The sequence below is a fragment of the Bacillus sp. SRL543 genome, assembly GCF_984799205.1.
This window is the reverse complement of record NZ_OZ481794.1, coordinates 211,379-228,925: the sequence shown is the minus strand read 5'-3', so window position 1 is coordinate 228,925 and position 17,547 is coordinate 211,379. Positions and strand designations below refer to the sequence as shown.

The 17,547-nt window shown below is 41.8% G+C and carries 19 protein-coding genes and 1 riboswitch; of the genes, 5 read left to right on the top strand and 14 right to left on the bottom strand.

Translation table 11 applies throughout. The features are described from left to right. The first annotated feature begins 302 nt into the window (after positions 1-302). Positions 303-860, top strand: coding sequence for a tyrosine-type recombinase/integrase (locus tag AC4E8B_RS01290; protein WP_490216532.1), 558 nt, complete (start codon positions 303-305; stop codon positions 858-860). A gap of 17 nt (positions 861-877) precedes the next feature. Further along, complete coding sequence (locus AC4E8B_RS01285; protein ID WP_490219440.1) at positions 878-2,374, top strand: potassium/proton antiporter; 1,497 nt, start codon at positions 878-880, stop codon at positions 2,372-2,374. Positions 2,375-2,446: 72 nt separating this feature from the next. On the opposite strand, the gene AC4E8B_RS01280 is transcribed toward AC4E8B_RS01285, so the two are convergent. The 5 genes from AC4E8B_RS01280 to AC4E8B_RS01260 all read right to left on the bottom strand — a co-directional run bounded on the left by AC4E8B_RS01280 (position 2,447) and on the right by AC4E8B_RS01260 (position 6,155). After that, positions 2,447-3,670: a dicarboxylate/amino acid:cation symporter gene (locus AC4E8B_RS01280; RefSeq protein ID WP_490216530.1), complete on the bottom strand. Its 1,224-nt coding sequence runs from the start codon at positions 3,668-3,670 to the stop codon at positions 2,447-2,449. A gap of 81 nt (positions 3,671-3,751) precedes the next feature. After that, positions 3,752-3,890: riboswitch (cyclic di-AMP (ydaO/yuaA leader) on the bottom strand. A gap of 72 nt (positions 3,891-3,962) precedes the next feature. Next, positions 3,963-4,784 (bottom strand): undecaprenyl-diphosphate phosphatase, encoded by an 822-nt coding sequence (locus tag AC4E8B_RS01275; protein WP_490219439.1) that lies wholly within the window; start codon positions 4,782-4,784, stop codon positions 3,963-3,965. Between the two features lie 83 nt (positions 4,785-4,867). Continuing rightward, positions 4,868-5,035 (bottom strand): twin-arginine translocase TatA/TatE family subunit, encoded by a 168-nt coding sequence (locus tag AC4E8B_RS01270; protein ID WP_490216529.1) that lies wholly within the window; start codon positions 5,033-5,035, stop codon positions 4,868-4,870. A 17-nt stretch (positions 5,036-5,052) separates the two neighbouring features. Further along, entirely contained in the window at positions 5,053-5,397 is a 345-nt protein-coding gene (locus AC4E8B_RS01265; protein ID WP_490216527.1) for a hypothetical protein, read from the bottom strand. Positions 5,398-5,534: 137 nt separating this feature from the next. Then, positions 5,535-6,155 carry a histidine phosphatase family protein gene (locus tag AC4E8B_RS01260; protein ID WP_490219438.1) on the bottom strand — a complete coding sequence of 207 codons (621 nt, stop codon included), beginning with the start codon at positions 6,153-6,155 and terminating at the stop codon, positions 5,535-5,537. Positions 6,156-6,275: 120 nt separating this feature from the next. Between AC4E8B_RS01260 and AC4E8B_RS01255 the strand changes: the two genes are divergently transcribed. After that, positions 6,276-6,974, top strand: coding sequence for a DUF421 domain-containing protein (locus tag AC4E8B_RS01255; RefSeq protein ID WP_490216525.1), 699 nt, complete (start codon positions 6,276-6,278; stop codon positions 6,972-6,974). Positions 6,975-7,064: 90 nt separating this feature from the next. Here the strand turns inward: AC4E8B_RS01255 and AC4E8B_RS01250 are convergent, their stop codons facing one another. Beyond that, a complete protein-coding gene (locus tag AC4E8B_RS01250) occupies positions 7,065-7,700 on the bottom strand; it encodes a FusB/FusC family EF-G-binding protein (RefSeq protein ID WP_490216523.1) in 636 nt (211 codons plus the stop codon). A 109-nt stretch (positions 7,701-7,809) separates the two neighbouring features. After that, positions 7,810-8,088: a CD3324 family protein gene (locus AC4E8B_RS01245; RefSeq protein WP_490216521.1), complete on the bottom strand. Its 279-nt coding sequence runs from the start codon at positions 8,086-8,088 to the stop codon at positions 7,810-7,812. Between the two features lie 781 nt (positions 8,089-8,869). On the opposite strand from AC4E8B_RS01245, the gene AC4E8B_RS01240 reads away from it, so the two are divergent. Next, on the top strand, positions 8,870-9,253 hold the full coding sequence (locus AC4E8B_RS01240; RefSeq protein WP_490219437.1) for an SET domain-containing protein: 384 nt from the start codon (positions 8,870-8,872) through the stop codon (positions 9,251-9,253). A 21-nt stretch (positions 9,254-9,274) separates the two neighbouring features. On the opposite strand, the gene AC4E8B_RS01235 is transcribed toward AC4E8B_RS01240, so the two are convergent. The 4 genes from AC4E8B_RS01235 to AC4E8B_RS01220 form a co-directional block, all read right to left on the bottom strand. After that, a complete protein-coding gene (locus tag AC4E8B_RS01235; RefSeq protein ID WP_490216520.1) occupies positions 9,275-9,553 on the bottom strand; it encodes a DUF3784 domain-containing protein in 279 nt (92 codons plus the stop codon). 12 nt (positions 9,554-9,565) lie between these two features. After that, positions 9,566-9,928 carry a hypothetical protein gene (locus tag AC4E8B_RS01230; RefSeq protein WP_490216519.1) on the bottom strand — a complete coding sequence of 121 codons (363 nt, stop codon included), beginning with the start codon at positions 9,926-9,928 and terminating at the stop codon, positions 9,566-9,568. A 2-nt stretch (positions 9,929-9,930) separates the two neighbouring features. Next, a complete protein-coding gene (locus tag AC4E8B_RS01225; RefSeq protein WP_490219435.1) occupies positions 9,931-10,149 on the bottom strand; it encodes a helix-turn-helix transcriptional regulator in 219 nt (72 codons plus the stop codon). A 913-nt stretch (positions 10,150-11,062) separates the two neighbouring features. Next, complete coding sequence (locus AC4E8B_RS01220; RefSeq protein WP_490216517.1) at positions 11,063-12,283, bottom strand: hypothetical protein; 1,221 nt, start codon at positions 12,281-12,283, stop codon at positions 11,063-11,065. Between the two features lie 126 nt (positions 12,284-12,409). Between AC4E8B_RS01220 and AC4E8B_RS01215 the strand changes: the two genes are divergently transcribed. Further along, the gene (locus AC4E8B_RS01215; RefSeq protein WP_490216516.1) at positions 12,410-13,420 is read left to right on the top strand and encodes an IS1595 family transposase; all 1,011 of its coding nucleotides are present in this window, start codon (positions 12,410-12,412) and stop codon (positions 13,418-13,420) included. A 22-nt stretch (positions 13,421-13,442) separates the two neighbouring features. On the opposite strand, the gene AC4E8B_RS01210 is transcribed toward AC4E8B_RS01215, so the two are convergent. The 3 genes from AC4E8B_RS01210 to AC4E8B_RS01200 form a co-directional block, all read right to left on the bottom strand. Continuing rightward, on the bottom strand, positions 13,443-13,634 hold the full coding sequence (locus AC4E8B_RS01210; RefSeq protein ID WP_490216515.1) for a DUF6366 family protein: 192 nt from the start codon (positions 13,632-13,634) through the stop codon (positions 13,443-13,445). Between the two features lie 128 nt (positions 13,635-13,762). Further along, positions 13,763-15,532, bottom strand: a complete 1,770-nt coding sequence (locus AC4E8B_RS01205) for a UvrD-helicase domain-containing protein (protein WP_490216513.1) — start codon at positions 15,530-15,532, stop codon at positions 13,763-13,765. A gap of 2 nt (positions 15,533-15,534) precedes the next feature. Further along, positions 15,535-17,475 (bottom strand): ATP-dependent nuclease, encoded by a 1,941-nt coding sequence (locus tag AC4E8B_RS01200; protein WP_490216511.1) that lies wholly within the window; start codon positions 17,473-17,475, stop codon positions 15,535-15,537. Positions 17,476-17,547 lie beyond the last annotated feature (72 nt).

Here is a 17,547-nt window from a genome sequence, read left to right as displayed (position 1 = left end):
GCAACAGAGGAAGCGCATGGATCATTTTAAGATTCATGCGTTTTTGTCTGTTTTTTAAAGTACAGTACAGAAAAAACCAGCCAATCACTTTTGAACGCTGGATCATACTGATCATACTGGACTGTATAATATAGCTGCCTTTCCCTGAAAAAATTGCTGGACAGCTGCCATGCTCATTTCTCTATTGGCCTGAAGATCTGACGTCAGAAAGACTTCTGTCACAGCCATTTACAAGGCTAAGTCTTTTTCATGTTACATAACCATATGCTATAATAGGATTAAGTTACATTAGAGGTGATGGAATGAAAACAGTCGGCGCAATAACCGATAAACAGAAAATCCTGATGATGAAGGAATGGCTCCAATCACGTTCAGCCCGGGACTATTGCTTATTCCTGCTCGGCATCAACACCGGCATCCGCATCAATGACCTGCTCCATCTCCAGGTAAAGGACGTGGCGGATGAGAGCGGAAATATCCTTCCTTATATGCAAACCTCAGAAGCTTGCTTTCCCCTTATCTATTTCAATCCGCAGGTCCGCCAAGCCCTCCATGCATGCATCCGGGAGAATGGCCTCCATCGGGAGGACCCGCTCTTTAAGTCCAGGAAGTCCCACAATTCAATTACTAGGGTACAAGCATACCGGATCATCAATGAGGCTGCACAAGCCGCCGGCATCGATGAACCTGTCGGGACCCATACTTTAAGGAAAACTTTTGGCTATCATGCCTATTTAAAAGGCATTGCCGTGTCGCTCATCCAAAAGAGGCTGCAGCAATCCTCCCCCTCCGAAACGTACAGCTACTTGGGGATTTCACCCAAAACCCCGCCATCTGTCACTCTCGATATCAATTTATAGAAAAGGAGCAGAAAATGATGATTAATGTTTTGCATACAGATACATTCATCCTGCTTGCAGCCATCCTGTTCATCACCGGTGTGCTGACGACTAAATTCTCCTCACGGCTCGGTGTTCCATCCCTAGTGCTCTTTATGGCAGTCGGAATGCTGATGGGCAGCGATGTACTGGGCATCATTTATTTCGATAACGCCAACACAGCCCAGATGATCGGCGTCCTCGCCCTGATCATTATCCTGTTTGAGGGCGGTTTGCAGACTAAATGGAAAACACTGCGCCCAGTCGTTCTCCCGTCCCTGTCGCTCGCCACCATTGGCGTCATCCTCACATCCGGAATGGTCGCTGCTGCAGCAAAATTGATTCTGGGGACAGATTGGCTTGAATCGATTCTATTCGGGGCCATTGTCGGCTCAACAGATGCCGCTGCTGTTTTCGCCGTCCTTAAGGATAAGAATATTGATGAACGGATCGGCGCCACGCTTGAAGCAGAGTCAGGCTCCAATGATCCGATGGCTGTTTTCCTGACGGTTGCCATGATTGAATTGATCACAATTCCTGAGGCAAGCATCGGGATGCTGATCGGCACCTTTTTCCTCCAGATGGGCATCGGCCTCCTGTTTGGCTTGATTTTTGGAAGAGTGGCCGTCTTTGCCCTTAACCGCATCAATCTCGATTCAGGCGGCCTCTATCCTGTTTTTGCCTCTGCCTTTGCACTTCTGACATATGGAATCACAGCCTTTGCGAACGGCAGCGGCCTTTTGGCGGTCTATATCGCTGCCATTATCATCGGGAACATGGAGCTTGCCTACAAGCATACGATCTTCCGCTTTTCTGAAGGGTTTGCCTGGATGATGCAGATCATGATGTTTGTCATTCTCGGCCTCCTGGTGTTCCCTTCTGAGCTGTTCAGCCTGGATATTTTCCTGAAAGGCATCGCCATTTCCGCGTTCCTCATTTTAGTCGCAAGGCCTGCAGCCGTCTTCCTATCTACCATCAGGATGGGCTATAAAAAGAACGAACTCATCTTCCTTTCCTGGGCCGGCCTAAAGGGAGCCGTCCCGATCGTACTGGCCACCTTCCCCCTTCTTGCAGGGATTGAGGGAAGCCAGCAGATCTTCAATGTCGTCTTCTTCGTTGTGCTGACCAGCTGCCTGATCCAAGGATCAACGATCACAGCACTCGCAGCCAGACTGAAGCTGACCGGACCTAAAAAGACGATGCCGATGCACTCGCTTGAGCTTGTTTCTATCGGGAAAGCAGATGCGGAAATGATTGAATATGAAATGGAGGAAGACGCCCAGATCATCGGGCAGACGCTGATCGATATTCCATTTCCAAAGGGCGCGCTCGTAAACGCCATCATCCGCAATGATGAGCTCATCACCCCGGCCGGCAGCACGATTATCCTCCCTGGGGACATCCTGTACATCCTCGCCAGCCGGAAAAGCAAGCCACAGCTCAAAAAGCTGCTTTTGCAGAAAAAAATAGAAGAAGCGGCCGAGCCGACAGCTTAAGAAGCACGCATGCGCTCACTCGGCCTATGAAAAAACACCGTCCTTGATTTGGACGGTGTTTTCTCTCTATAATCAGGTCAATTCCCGATTTTTCTTTTTCTCGGATTCTCCGACGATAACGGCACAAGCCGCGTCGCCTGTAATATTAACCGCTGTTCTGGTCATATCAAGAAGCCTGTCGATCCCGATGATCAGGGCAATCCCTTCAACCGGAAGGTTAACAGACTGAAGGACCATCGCCAGCATAATCAGGCCGACGCCTGGTACGCCTGCTGTACCGATGCTCGCGAGGACGGCAGTCAGAACGACCGTCACAAGCTGCGTGAACGTCAGGTCAAGGCCATACACCTGCGCGATGAAGATGGTGGCCACACCTTGCATGATCGCCGTTCCATCCATATTGATCGTGGCGCCAAGCGGCTGAACGAAGCTGCTCACAGATTCAGGCACCTTCAGATTCTTCTGGGCCACATTCATGGAAACAGGAAGTGTGGCATTACTGCTTGATGTACTGAAGGCCACGCTCATTGCCGGGGCAAAGCCCTTGAAGAACTCGATCGGGCTGCGCCTGGCCAGGAAGTATACCGCTGATCCGTACGTCACAAGCGTATGGACAATCAGTGCCGCAAGCACCACACCCATGTACAGGCCCATCGCTTTGATTGCATCCACTCCCTGTGTGCCGACTGCCGATACGATCAGGCCGAAGGTTCCATACGGTGCAAAACGCATGATCAGGTTCACGAGGTACATCATCAGCTCATTCCCCTGGTCAAACAGCTTCAGGATGCCCCTGGTCTTCTCGCCCAGCATAGTCAGGGCAAAGCCGATGAAAACAGAGAAAGTAATGATCTGAAGCATATTTCCTTCCGTAAATGCCTTGATAGGATTTGTCGGAATGATATTCAGCAGTGTTTCAGATACGGGCGGCGCCTCCTGCGCTTCAAACTCTGCCCCAGTCGTATCAAAGGTCCCGACATTTCCCGGCTGGAAGATATAAGAGAACGCAATCCCGATGATCAAAGCCATGCAGGTGGTGGCCAGGAAGAAAGAGATGGTCTTCAGGCCGATCCTTCCGAGCTTTTTAGGATCGCCAAGGCCTGCGGTGCCAAGTGTGATGGAGAAGAACACAATCGGCACAACGAGCATGTTGATCAGGTTGAGGAATATTTTCCCCAGCGGAGTAAATAGATACGTACTCAGTGTCACAAATAAATCGGGAGAATAAAGGTTCAATAATAAGCCGGCAATCCCCCCCGCAATGAGGGCTATGATAATCTTTGTTGATAGTTTCATAATGCAAGCCTCCTTGTTAAAATCTGATTTTTTTAGCACAAAAAAACACAGAGAGCGAGACCTCTGTGTTTGAACGCAGACTTGTCCTCCCAAATAACGCTTACGAGGTTAGCTGTCGGATTCGGGCTTTGAGAGTGCCCTACCTGTAAAGGATTCACCCCGAGGCATTTAGATGCCGGTTGGATCCCCCGCTCTTTAAAAGATTAAGCGCATCATTCGATAAATTTTTTTTAATTTTACTCTATGAACCTATCTTCTGTAAATATTTAAATCCTGGAACCGTCCTTTAGCCTCACAGAAAAACAAAATAAATGACTGCCGCCAGGATAATTCTGTAAATAGCGAAAGGCACCAGCTTGATTCTGTTGATGAGCGCCAGGAAAAACCGGATCGATGCCAGGGCGAAAACAAAGGCGCTGATGAAGCCGACGATAAAGAATGGGATGGCATCAGGTGTGAAGTACTCCCAATTCTTCAAAAGCGACAGCCCGCTTGCCCCAAGCATGACAGGCACGGCCATGATAAAGGTGAAGTCAGAGGCAGCCCTGTGGCTGAGGCCAAGCAGCACCCCGCCCGAGATCGTAGAGCCTGACCGTGAAAAACCAGGCCATAATGCTATACATTGGAACAGGCCGATGAGAATCGCCTGCCGGTACGTTATTTTGTCCACTGTCTCAATGGCCGGCTTCCTCTTTGAATAATAATCAGCAACAATCATCAGCAGTGCGCCAGCCACCAGGCCGATTACCACTGTATTGACTGAGAACAGATACTCATCAATATAGTCTTCGAACAGAAGCCCGAGAACAGCCGCCGGCAGCAGGCCGGCAATCACCTGCGTGAGCTTCAGCTTCGGTCCATCCGATTGTTCCTTCTTCCTATTACCCAGCCCTAAGAGCTGGATAAACCGGTCCTTGAACACAATCACCACCGCAAGGATCGACCCAAGCTGAATGACAACCTTGAATGTATTGGCAACTTCCTTTGAAAAAAGCTCTTTTGACTTCAATAAGATATCGTCCACTATAATCATATGGCCTGTGGACGAAACAGGCGCAAACTCAGTAAGCCCTTCAACAATGCCCAAAATAAGGGCAACAATCATCTCTTTCATCATGTTCCTCCAGAACAAAACAGCTGCTCCGCAATGATGAAGCCAAATAAAGGCCAGCATCGGCGGAGCAGTTCTGCATCTATTTATTTATCTTTCTCATTATCATCTTCCATGATGCCTTTTGTCGCTTTCTTGAATTCACGCAGCGTATTGCCGGCCGCCCTGCCAAGCTCAGGAAGCTTTTGCGGCCCAAATATAAGCAGCGCAACAAAAACGATGACCATGATTTCCCCAAAACCTAAATTCCTCATTCTTACACCTCTTTTTTTCAGATTCGCGTTTCTCCTGCCCGAATACTCGTGCAGATAAAAAACTTAGAATGAAAAAAGACCGGTGTGAGCAGGATCCTCAGCTTTTCCAGCATAATATCCATCCGGAAAAACCTTCGTAACAGCAGTACGCCGGCTGACGCGGCTGCTAAAGGCAGATACGCGGCCGCCCCAAGGAGCTTCCCTTTTCGCTCAAAAGGCTTTTCTTTCGAAAAAGCTTTGCCTTCCTCCAGTACAAGCGTTTCAAATCGCTTGTCATCATCCGAAAGCAGGCCCGAGAAAGGGTCGTCCCCTAATCCCCATAGACTATAGATAGTGATTGCAAATAGGAAAAGGAGATTCATTCCCGCCATATTGTCTTCCCTTTCAGTTTGATAGAATTATCATACTTCGTCCGCACCGGTTTGGAAATAGCGAAAATAGAGAATCAATACCCTTTTTATGGAAAGTAAAAAAGAACAGGCTATCCTGTCCCCTTTTCCTATCCCAATAATCCATCTGGCAGATGCCGCTGGCTGTTCAAAAACATGGCTGCCTTTCTTTTATGATCTATCCTGAACAAATGAACACCGGTATCACCCGTTGCAAACAGCTGGCGGCTGGTATTTGGCAGTCCGAGCAGCGCCAGGATCAGCATGGAAATCATCCCGCCGTGCGAGACTGCAGCAATCCTTTTGTATCCTCTTTGTTCAGCATCATCCAGCAGCTCTGATAAAACTGTCTCAGCACGGAATCTCATTTCGAGCATCGATTCTCCCTTTTCAATGCGCTCATGCGGCTTTCTCCCATCAGGCGGTTCTGGATAGAGGATTTCCGCTTCTTCCCGGGACATTCCGGCAAGAACCCCATTATTGAATTCCATCAGCCTCTCATCTGTCTTCAGCCCGCACCCTGCTCTATCAGCTGTTATAGCCGCTGTTTCATAGGCTCTTTTCAGCGTGCTTGTCCAGATGATATCCGGAAGATAGCGTTCGGTTATAAACTCGGCCAGAAGGCCCGCCTGCCTCCTTCCCAAAGCGGTCAGCGGAAAATCCGCCCGCCCCTCATGGACGCCCAGCAGGTCTGCTTCTGACTGGCCATGGCGGATCAGCAATAATTCAATCATTCTCTCCCACTCTCTTTCTTTTTTATGTATAAAAAGATGTTTTCCTGCAAAAATAAGGAAGCATTCTTCCTGGGAGATTAGATCTATCAATTAAATTCAACCTAAACGAGGTGTACTGTGAATATTTCAGAATTGCTGATAAGGATCTCCGTTTCTTTTCTTGTTCTTTTTGCACTTGCCAGGGTGATGGGACGGAAAGAAATTGCCCAGATGACCTTTTTCAACTTTGTGTCGGCCATTGCCATCGGGTCTATTGCCGCCAACACAGTTCTTAACCCAAATGTGGCTCTTCGGAGCGGGGTCATCGCACTCACCGGCTGGGCAGTATTTACCATCCTCATGGGCTATCTTGATATCAAGTCCCGGAAAGCACGGGTGATCCTGGAGGGGCAGCCGCTGATCGTCATAAAAGACGGCAAGGTGATGGAGGATTCCCTCCGCAAAGCCAGACTGGATATCGATGCGCTAAGCGCCCTGCTCAGGCAAAAAAATATTTTCTCCATTTCAGATGCAGACTACGCAGTCTTTGAAACAGACGGCAAGCTGTCGGTACTAAAAAAAGAAGGAAAGCGCCCGCTGACACAAAGCCACGCAGCCCAGGGGAACCCGGTGCCTAAAGATGCCTATCCGATCGGTACCGCCGTCATTTCCGACGGCCAGCTTGTCTCCCAGAATCTTGACGGCTTAAATCTTTCCCAGGAGTGGCTGGAGGACCAGCTCCAGCAAAGCGGCGCCTCACTGTCAGATGTCTTTTACGCTGAAGTCCAGCAGAATGGCACCCTATACGTTGATTATAAGGATGATCAGCTTCATTAATCTCAAAGAAGATGGTCCAACAGCAGCCTTTTTACCAAGCCATGCCTCATTGCAAAGACAGGAACCTGGATCAGGCCCCTGTCTTTTTTTCTATCTCACCAGCTCCACAAATTGCTCCAGCTTTTCAAGGCTGGTCAGGTTCTGGTTGCACTTCACACTGTCACAGCAGATATAATTGCCTTTTCTTACATAAGTCCCCTGAACGGCGCCCTTCTTTTGGGAAACAAACAGCCCCGCCTCTTCATGTCTGCCGCAGATGGAACAGATTCCTTTTTGGCTGATCGGCTTGAAGGTTCCCGACAAGCCGGCGAGCTTATTTTTATACAATGCGGCCATATACCTTCTTCCGGTGCCTTTGTCATCCCAGGAGAAGTAGGAGAGGCCTTTCTGCACTTCCAGTCCGGCTTCCGGCACCTTCAGTTTCTTAGCTTTGGGAAACAGTTTTTTGGCAGCCTGTTCTCCCACTGCCGGAAAAGGGATGACATAAGCCTGCAGGCTCTCCAGGAATCGGTCTGCCTCTGCCCTGTCCTTTATATCAGGCAGTGAGGCAAGAAGCTCCTCCTGTTCTGCACTGAGCTCAGGGAACAGGGCAGCAGCCTTCTCAGATGTGATGGCTCTCAGTGCATTCAATACTCCTTTATCATTTACAGAGCTATGCCCGTTCACAAGGAGAGCCGCCTGCTCTTTAATAAAATTATACTGGTCGTTCCGGATAAAGTGTTCCATTTCATTCACTCCTATTCTGTCCCGGATCAGGCTGTTGATTTCTCAAGACAATTATAGGAAAAATCAGCAGCGAAAAATAGGAGTAGAATGACTCTGAACTAAAGTGTACCTACTGCCTGCGTTTCTGTTTTGAATAGACTATTTTTTTGATCGTTTCAATGGCCAGGAAGTATTCCTCTGCCAGCTCCTCTATAGGCTTTCCGTTCCGGAATGCCTTCCTGATTTCCTCATTTCGTCTATCTATCTGCTTCCGCCCGCCGGAGGACTCTCCCCATTTCTGCCGGACAGCCTCAGGCTTCGGTATATAAATCATTTCACCTTGGATATATTTCTGGATTTCCGCTATCAGCTCTTCAGGCAAAACAGCGGCTGCTTTTACATAGCTCATTTCGGCCAGCTCCTTATTTTAGTGGATTCTTAAATAAGGGCAAAGCCAGTAATAGAAATGAGATCACAATGTAAGGGCGATTATATGAATCTTCTCCCCATGCAAAGTATCGCCTTTCCTCTTACAGGCTTTGCATGAGCCGCTCCAGTATCCGGCAGCCAGAATGTTTCTGCCATTATATCCACCTCCCGTTATCCTGATTTTGGTATTCATTATTATAGTACAATTCATCTGGGTTTGCATCGGTTTCTGCGCATGAAAAAAAGCATGGAAAGAGCTGCAGCCCATTTTCCATGCTTTTTTATTGCAAGATAAGACTTTGATTACTGTCTAGCAGCAATTGCCCGTATTCCCCAGCAGCACAAGGCCTTTCTTGTCCCCGCTAAGGTCAAGGACCAGGTCCTCTACATTCGGTTCGATGATCGGATCGACCGCCACCTTGATTTCATTGATTGTTGATACATTGTCATCCTCTTCCGGCTCATCCAGAGCCAGTCCTACTTTTGGCTGTCCTCAGCCATAGCCTGCGAAATATATACGGATATTGCGGGCATTTTCTTTTTCAAACATCTGCTTTAAAATATCGCGTGCCTGATCAGTGATTTGCATCTGCATTTCCTCCTTTGCTGTTGTTATTACTTTACCATACAAACACCCTGGCTGGGACCAAATCAGCTCCGCACAGGCCTGGGACTGGCATCCAATTGCTTCCTGCGATTGCATTTTTGCGCCAAGACTGTCAGACTAGGATTGAAAGATTATGAAGGCGAAGGTGAAAAGCTTGATTGAAGTTAGAATCTCAAACATTACCGATGACGAAACCAATAAAGGTGTGTTCGCTACCCGCGATATCAAAAAGGGAGAGCTGATCCACAGAGCCCCGGTGCTTGCGTATCCAAATGAAGAACATAAATATATTGAGAAAACCAGGATCGCAGACTATGTATTTGAATATGGAACAAACCATTCTGCACTTCTGCTTGGGTATGGAATGCTGTTCAACCATTCCTATGAGCCGAATGCCGATTACGAAATCAGTTTCGAGAATCACTCTTTTGATTTCTACGCTTATAAAGATATTAAAAAAGACGAAGAAATAATGATCAACTATAATGGCGACCCTGATGATGAAGCTCTCCTATGGTTTAACGGAGGAGAAGAATAAGGAGGGCAGTTCCCTCCTTATTCACTCTGCCATCCTGCTGTTCACATAAAATACGAGCCCCATCATAATGGCTATACAGAACATGATTAAAAATTTCGGTGAACCTGCTCCCAAAATGCCGCCAATAATGAGAACAAAGCCAAGAACCGCTTCCGTTCCCCCTACCAAATGGGCCAGTTTGTTTTTATCCTTCACCCTTTTCTCATTAAACCCCGATAAAAGCCACGTCATTTTCTTAACTCCTACCAAATAGCCAAGCACAAGAAAAATAATCCCAAAAACCATCAAATCCTGATTCATTGATTCATCTCCTTAATATTTCTTCACTATGACCGGAATAATGTAAAACGGAATAAACAGGGTTGCCAGCAGATAAATTAAGATCGTTTCTTTACCCAGGCCGATTGCCGCCGGAATGAGAGCCTCCAAGCATAGCAGCACAATTAAAATAAAATTCAGCAGATAGATGCTCCGCAGCGACCATTTCGCAATATTGGCATTTACCCGGTCATCAAACTCGACTTCCTCCTCCTTCATACGCACCCTCATGTATTTGGCCAAAGCAACAAGGACAACTCCGAGTCCCAGCAGAATCCATTTCAGTATGCCGCCATCCAATAGATATAGAACTAAAATAAAGGAAAGAACGGGCAGATAAGTAATCAGTATTCTCATAATCATTCCTCCATCCAAAACAGCTTCTCAACGGATGTATCAAGGGCGGCAGCAATCAGCAGGCAGACTTTAATGGTTGGATTATACTTCTGCGCTTCAATCAAATTCATCGTCTGCCGGGTCACCCCGACAAGCTTTGCCAGGTCGCCCTGCGTCAGGTTTCCTCTCTCCACCCTTGTGACTTTCACCGCATTTTTAACCAGAATTTCTTTCAAACACATGCCTCCTTTTATTGCCAGCCTGGCTTTTACTGCTTTTAAAAATTGTAACATATAATTTACTTTTGTCGTATATATATGACAAAATATTTGTTGATTTTTTAATAATAACTTGGACATTTCATTCTTGCCTCTTTTTTAAGCGATGCCGTTTGCCTCTATAGCCCATTGTTCAAACGTTTGATTAAAGCCATACATATCTTGCAGCAGTCCATTTATTACCCTTAATCAAACGTTTGATTAAAGCTTTGCAGCAGCAGTCCATTTGCTTTCCTGCATCAAACTTTTTAATTAAAACTGTAGCGCCGTGCAACAGCTGCCCTTAATCGATTAATTTTCTCTACGTTCCACACCTATGCAAAAAGGAGGCATCCTGAAAGGAGCCTCCTTAGACAAACTATTGTACCCGTAAAATAAAGTCGTTCCCTGACCTCCTTTTCAAACCCTTGCCCTGACTGAATTTCCAAATATTGTAGGCGAATTAGTTGTTCCTTAATTCGGCCTTTTTTTGTCCTATTTTTTGTCGGATTCCAGGTTTTTCAGGTAAATAAGTTGTTCCCTGAAATCCAGGATTTCCTCTTCTTTTTCACGCATTATCTCATGCTTTTTCTCGCTCTTTTACCCGTCTCTTTTTTCTTTCTCTCTTCTTCCTCCTGCCTATCAAACCGAAGGTTTATCAGGCATTCTCACCCGCTTTTCTTCTCATTTTTCCCCCACGTTCTTTCTCTCCAGTTTTTTGCTCGCTCTTTTTATCCAACAAAAAACACGAGGAAAATCGGATGGTGATTCCGATTTTCGCTCGTGTTAGGGAACGGTTTATTTGACCAACAATACAGTTTATTTTGCTAAGGAAGAACTCGATTTTGCTGGTACATAGATAAAGGATGTAGGCATAAGGGGTAAGGAAAGGCTCACTTTAAACAGTAGTGGACTGATAATCAATTCGGGATAAAAATTCCCCATCATATGATAAAATTCTTAAGAAAATTTTCATTAACAAATTGTTGTATTCTGAATAAATGTCAATTGAATCAGTGATGTCTAATAAAGGTATCGTACCAGTATGGAATAGTGGATTTCTCAATTCTCTCAAATTTTCACCCAACAAGTCTTTCGGAATAAATCTCAACTCTCTATTTAATTTACCTAATTTTTGTTGAATGTTTATTTCACTAATTTCCTTTTCTGTAGCTCCCTTGTAAATTAAAAAATCTGTCAATAATGATTCATATGCAATAATTAAATGAGCCAATTTATTATCGATAAACCTTTGTTGTTGCATATCTATAATTCTGTTTACATAACTTCTAAGTCTCAATGGTTCACTCAACATGTTAAATTCTTGATATATATTATCAAAAGCGTAATTTATACCGCCTCTAATAATATGATTATCAATTAAAACATTCGGATGAAAATCCATCTTGATTGTATCAATAATTTTTATAGCGACTAACTCTTCATCATTGAAATAATTTATCATTTGCTCGTAATTGGTATTTAAAGTTATGGAACTTAAAAACAGCGTTATTTGGTTAATTTCCTTGTTCAATTCCTCCATCGTTATTTGCTGATTTGAACTTACAATCATTTTAGATAGGATAGCTTTTGAGATACGCCTTATCTGTAGTAATTCTTTTACAGCTTTATGATTTTCACTAAGAATTAATTGTAAATCTACGTTTGGTAATGATACAGGAATTTTATTTAAGCAGTGATGATTATCTACTATTGTATATTCTGAACCTAAGAAATCAAAATTCGTGATAAAAACTTCTGCTTTTTGAATCTCTAAATCACTTTGTTTCTTTGAAAAGTTTATTTCTGGAGTTTTACAATAGATAGTGTTTCTTAATCCTTCCGAGTTATGATTTGTAGTAACTATATAAACTTTTTCTGACTCAACAAACCATTGTTTGTCTTCAGTTTCACCCGTTAAGGAAAAGTTCTTCATCCTTAAAGGAATACCACAATAAGAAATCTGCAAGTGAGTTTCTCCGCTAACATCTAAGCATAACTCCCAATGAACGTCTTGGGCTTGTGTTTCAGATGAAATTACGGCCTCTCCGCTCATATATTTCAAGGGAGAGTAGTCATATATATCTCCTAATCTTTTGCTAAAAACATTCTCATCCATTAAGATTCTCCTCATTACTTGATACATTATTTTCTTTTTAAAAAAGGCTGTTTTCGTATAGATTGTTGCTTTCTTGACCATACTGTAAAAAGGTTGCTATAATGCAGTTTTAGGAGGTGTTCAAGAATGTGGAAAGATGTATATGAAGAGTTCAGCGAATTATCAAAATCAGAGCAAATGGCACTATTTGACGCAATGAAACAAGACTTATTTCCAGAAGAACCAGACAAGATTACCAAGTTACTCAAAACCATTCGTGAAGCACGATTTTCTTCGGGGCTGGCTTGTGTTCATTGTGGAAGTACATCTGTAAAACGTAATGGAAAATATCGTACTCGCCAACGCTATCTATGTAAAGATTGCAATAAAACATTCAACGATATGACCAATACTCCATTTTCAGGCTCACGATACCCTGAAAAATGGGTGAAGTACATTGAACTAATGGTTGAAGGCTACACATTACCAAAAATCGCTGAACGTCTTAAAATACACATCTCTACCGCATTTTATTGGAGACATAAAATCTTGAACGCATTAGGAAGTCTTGGTTTCAATCAAATGCAAGGTATCGTCGAAAGCGACGAAACCTTCTTTCGTGAGTCATTAAAAGGTCGGAAAGAAATCCCTCATAGAAAAGCAAAAAAACGTGGAGAGAAAGATAAGAAAAGGGGTATTTCTAACCTTAAAATTGCTGTTGTAGTAGCCCAAGATAGAAACGGCAATATGATTGCTCGAAAAGCAGGAACAGGGCGTGTTAAAGCAGAAGAAATTGACACAGTGATAGGTGATTATATTCACCCATCTGCTTTGCTATGCACTGATACAGCCACTAACTACAAGAAGTTTGCCAAACTCAAAGGACTCACACACGAAACGGTAAATGAAAGCCAAAAACAGCGTGTGAAGAAGGGTATTTATCATATACAACACGTTAATAACTTTCACAATCGCTTAAAAGGTTGGTTGGAACGTTTTCAAGGAGTGGGAACTCATTATTTGGACAACTACCTCTATTGGTTCCGTTGGCTTGAAATAGGCAAGAATTTAGCATTTGATAAGCGTGTAGAGCAAATGCTTATTTCAGCGTGTCAAAAGTCAAATTATACAACCGTGGAATTATTAAGAACTGCATAACAAAAGACCTCAAAACGAGGTCTTACTTCAAGAATATTGATGCGATAATAAAACCTATTATGATTACAAGGATAAGTATTCCTGTACCCTTCCAGCCCAAACTTCCCACTAAATCAGAAAGGTTGCTTCCGTGAATACTGCTTGAAGGATTTTTTAATTCCTTTTGTCTCATTCTCTCTCTTCTTTCTTCTGGCGTTTCTTTATCCTGACTCATTCCCATCCCCCCATTTTCTATATTTTAACATATTATAGCAACTATCCAAATTTCCTATCTAAAAACAACAATCTTTTAGAAAACAGCCTTAAAAAAACACTTTACGGTATAAACCATTAACTCTAACGTTATAAAACTGTTAAGCATGTACCATACTTCTCAAGTAGAAGTTCATGAGATTTTTCATCCATTTCTGGTATAGCAATAAATAACATCCTCTTCGGCCTGCTACAACCAACATAAAAAATCCTCGTTGAATCCGCAGAGTTGTTTATATCAGGTTTTATTAATTGATTAGCATTATCTAAGTATACTAAAACAGATTCAAATTCCGCTCCTTTAACCCCATGGATAGTACGATGATGGTCGACCTTGACCTCATTTACTTTTATTTGTTCCACTAAGGATTGAACGGTGCACTCTGTTGCAAATGCATTGAAAGTGCCACGTGTTATTTTAGGTAACTTTACCTCATGGTCATTTAGTAGATACTGACTTAATTCATTATAAAAATCTTTTAATGTTCTATTTTTAGAACATCCTTCTATCCACTGAACAGTAAATAAAATAATGTCTAAGGCCAAACTTCTTCGCTGATGCTCTTTTATGTTTGACTTAAAAGGTGCTACCAAGTCAGAATTTCCTTTTAGACGTAACGCAGACAGTAATTCATTGAAGGCTAAGTCCAACATCTTTTCTGAAAACAGACGATAGGCTTTAAAGATTTTATAAAGCAATACGTGTCTATCACCATCAAGTAAATGGATACTTTCCCATACATTTTCTTCTTCATTATTTGAAGATTTCAGTAAGCTAATATGAGCATGCTGATAAGCTAAAATTGAAAAATCGTCTTGAAGGTTTAATTCCAAACGTTTTCTCTCAAATAAGTGCTTTATATTATCTACGTTTTCTTGATATTGGTGTATGAATACATAATCAGCTGTTTCTTGACTTAGTGCAGTTTGAGTCAGGTTATCCATTCTTAAAACATTTAAAAACTGGACTATATTTTTTCCACTTCTTCGATTTTGGTGGATTATATAATCAACCTGGTTGTCGATATGAAAGTCAATAAATGCTTGCCTTGTTGCTCCTTGGAATTTATATATAGATTGAGCAGGGTCTCCAACCACTCCTACAATACTCCCTGCTTCAGAAAGAATTTTAACAATTTTGGACTGAATAATATTTGTATCTTGGAATTCATCTAATAGCAAATATGTATACCTCGAAGATATGGCTTTCGCTATATAAGAGAACCTTCGCAACAACTGAAACGATAAATAAATAATGTCATCATGATAGATAATTCCTCTTTTCCAACAATACTGTTTAAACTTAAGGTAATCAGTTTGCCTAATTGTCGGACCAGATATATACTCTGATGAAGTTAATTTAATTTCCTCATCATCAAAAGACCATTTTAATCCACCTAATACTTTTCTCATTTCGCTGTTGGTTTCATTAGACCAACTTAAATAATTTATCTTGTCTTCATTTCTCCATCCATCTACCAAGGATTTAGTTGGTATATTGTTTTCTTGACCTCTTAACCTATCTATATTTATTTCAATTTCTTCATCCACTTGATTTAACATATACACATAAGGTCTTAGCACGTTTTTATACAAAAAGGAGTGAATAGTAGAAACTTCTACATTTTCAAAACCAGAGGACAGTTCTTTATTGATTTCTTCAACTCCAACATTCGTATATGTTATACATGCAATTTTGGAATTCCTATGTAATTTTTTGGAGTTTTTCAATATATGTTTGATATTTTTCACTAACCAATATGTTTTTCCAGCTCCTGGACCCGCAATAACTTTAAATGACTTTTCTAAATCTTCCAAGAGATAATCTGAGTCAATTAAACATGAAATATTGCTGTTCATAATCATTGAACCTCCTTATAACAAGCCCATGAAATAGAATCTTCAATATAGGAGGGTAATCTAAGCGTGGCCTCTTCATTAGCATTCAAGTAGTCCAATAAATCGAAGGCTACTTCACCTTTTTGTCCATCTGCATAAGTTAGATATTTTGTAGCTACTAAATTCCGTTCCGATTCTTCAGATTGCTCAATTAGCGACATTATATCCTCATCAAGTTCAATGTCCTTTCTGAAAAAGTCCTGGTCATAATTTCTCCAACCAATATCAAATTCTAAAGTTTTACCCCAGTTTTCTATGTTATGAAAAATCTTTACATTAGAGGAACTCTCAACAGCTGTTATTAAGTTTTTTAAAGCAAATGACAATGGCTCATACTCAAAGAGTTCATTATTTGTATTAAGTTCAAATGGCCAACATTTTTTCCATCTCTGATTTTTTGCTTTCGCCTTTTTTAGTGGGTCCTTATCAGTCACACAAGAAACTCTTTTTTCTAATGCATTTTCACAAGACGTCCCTGAGCCAAATAATTTCACAAAATGTTTAAATGACACCGAGTCCACTTTAACAACCGATACATGTTGTCGTTCTAAATCTTCATTCAACATTTTTGCAAATGCAGGAAATAATAACAGCTCTGCCATACCTTCAACGAGAATCACCGACTTTGAAAATAACATTGCTGATTTAGTGGCATCTAAAAATCGTTCAATATATTTCTTGGACTTTATATCTTCTGCTGTATTTCCAAAAACCTTTGATGGCAACTTGGCTTTAATAATTCCCGATGCATCTTCTTCAACGCAAATAATTGGGTCTAAACCAACAGCAGAAGTGATTTGTGTGGAGTGAGTAGTAATGAAAATCTGTCTGCTATTTTGTTGTTTTTCAATTTCTTCTTTTAAAAATTTCAAGAAATTATATTGAAGTGAAGGATGCAAATGTGCTTCGGGCTCTTCTACTAACAACATTGGAAAAGTCTTTGCATTCTCACCTTGTTCAACAGAAGTGATAACTTTAAATTTTGCGAGTATAAGAGAAATATATATTAAATTGTTGTAACCTAATCCATTGTTTGAAATCGAAACTTCTATCCCTGAAGCTTTTCTTATTACTAAGCTAAGTACAGATAAAATATCTGATTCCGATAAGAAACCATTTAGTTTTGGTTCTCCTCCCACAGAAGCACCTGTATCATTAGCTAAATTCACTATATCAGTCACATCTATTCTACTCACTAAATTATCTACTATATTATTTGCATATTCCTCAAATTTTTCTTCAGGAGATTTTAATTCAGCTTCTTGGTTGTTTTCTACAGTAACCTCAGATACAACATCTTTAAAGTGTAATAAGACTTGTTTCAATAACGCACTTCTTCCTGTAGCCATTTTACTTTCTACATCTCGAAGTGCATCTAAAACTTCACAGTGAATCTTCTCTAAAAATTCTGTGTCTGCTTTCAATTTGTTTATTGGATTTCCACCATACATTTTAGATACGTAACGTGGTAAATGCCTCTCTAATATTCTCCACATTTTTTTTATATCTTGAGCCCCAGCGATTTCGTTTTGGTAATTCTCTTTATTTCCTTCTGGCAAAAAGAATTTATATGTAAGTGTAGCTTCCCAAAAGTCTTGACCGATATCAGTAAGCCAGCTCGCAATAAGTGCTTTATCTTCGTCAGAATCATTTTGCTCGACACGAATTTTAGCCTCTATTATTATCTCAGGAGGTTCACTAAAGTCACTTAGCGATTTGTTGAAATCATCAATGGATAGCTTTTTATTGTTATTACGACTAAATATCATTTCCAATGCTCTTATTATTGTTGTTTTACCTGAGTTGTTCGCACCTATTATTACATTCATACCAGGGTTGAATTTAACTACAAAATCTTCTTTGAAACATCTGAAATTTTCGATTCTTAGTTGAGAAATATACATTTTTTCTCCTCCTGTCTATGAATACCCTCTAATCATTATTTAAGTTAGAGCTTCATACTTACTTTGGAAAAT

What these genes read in the sequence shown, in the direction of transcription:
- AC4E8B_RS01290 (WP_490216532.1), top strand. Translation starts at nt 303, where the DNA reads ATGAAAACAGTCGGCGCAATAACCGATAAACAGAAAATCCTGATGATG.
- AC4E8B_RS01285 (WP_490219440.1), top strand. Translation starts at nt 878, where the DNA reads ATGATTAATGTTTTGCATACAGATACATTCATCCTGCTTGCAGCCATC.
- AC4E8B_RS01280 (WP_490216530.1), bottom strand. Translation starts at nt 3,670, where the DNA reads ATGAAACTATCAACAAAGATTATCATAGCCCTCATTGCGGGGGGGATT.
- AC4E8B_RS01275 (WP_490219439.1), bottom strand. Translation starts at nt 4,784, where the DNA reads ATGAAAGAGATGATTGTTGCCCTTATTTTGGGCATTGTTGAAGGGCTT.
- AC4E8B_RS01270 (WP_490216529.1), bottom strand. Translation starts at nt 5,035, where the DNA reads ATGAGGAATTTAGGTTTTGGGGAAATCATGGTCATCGTTTTTGTTGCG.
- AC4E8B_RS01265 (WP_490216527.1), bottom strand. Translation starts at nt 5,397, where the DNA reads ATGAATCTCCTTTTCCTATTTGCAATCACTATCTATAGTCTATGGGGA.
- AC4E8B_RS01250 (WP_490216523.1), bottom strand. Translation starts at nt 7,700, where the DNA reads ATGGAACACTTTATCCGGAACGACCAGTATAATTTTATTAAAGAGCAG.
- AC4E8B_RS01245 (WP_490216521.1), bottom strand. Translation starts at nt 8,088, where the DNA reads ATGAGCTATGTAAAAGCAGCCGCTGTTTTGCCTGAAGAGCTGATAGCG.
- AC4E8B_RS01235 (WP_490216520.1), bottom strand. Translation starts at nt 9,553, where the DNA reads ATGAATCAGGATTTGATGGTTTTTGGGATTATTTTTCTTGTGCTTGGC.
- AC4E8B_RS01230 (WP_490216519.1), bottom strand. Translation starts at nt 9,928, where the DNA reads ATGAGAATACTGATTACTTATCTGCCCGTTCTTTCCTTTATTTTAGTT.
- AC4E8B_RS01225 (WP_490219435.1), bottom strand. Translation starts at nt 10,149, where the DNA reads ATGTGTTTGAAAGAAATTCTGGTTAAAAATGCGGTGAAAGTCACAAGG.
- AC4E8B_RS01220 (WP_490216517.1), bottom strand. Translation starts at nt 12,283, where the DNA reads ATGGATGAGAATGTTTTTAGCAAAAGATTAGGAGATATATATGACTAC.
- AC4E8B_RS01215 (WP_490216516.1), top strand. Translation starts at nt 12,410, where the DNA reads ATGTGGAAAGATGTATATGAAGAGTTCAGCGAATTATCAAAATCAGAG.
- AC4E8B_RS01210 (WP_490216515.1), bottom strand. Translation starts at nt 13,634, where the DNA reads ATGAGTCAGGATAAAGAAACGCCAGAAGAAAGAAGAGAGAGAATGAGA.
- AC4E8B_RS01205 (WP_490216513.1), bottom strand. Translation starts at nt 15,532, where the DNA reads ATGAACAGCAATATTTCATGTTTAATTGACTCAGATTATCTCTTGGAA.
- AC4E8B_RS01200 (WP_490216511.1), bottom strand. Translation starts at nt 17,475, where the DNA reads ATGTATATTTCTCAACTAAGAATCGAAAATTTCAGATGTTTCAAAGAA.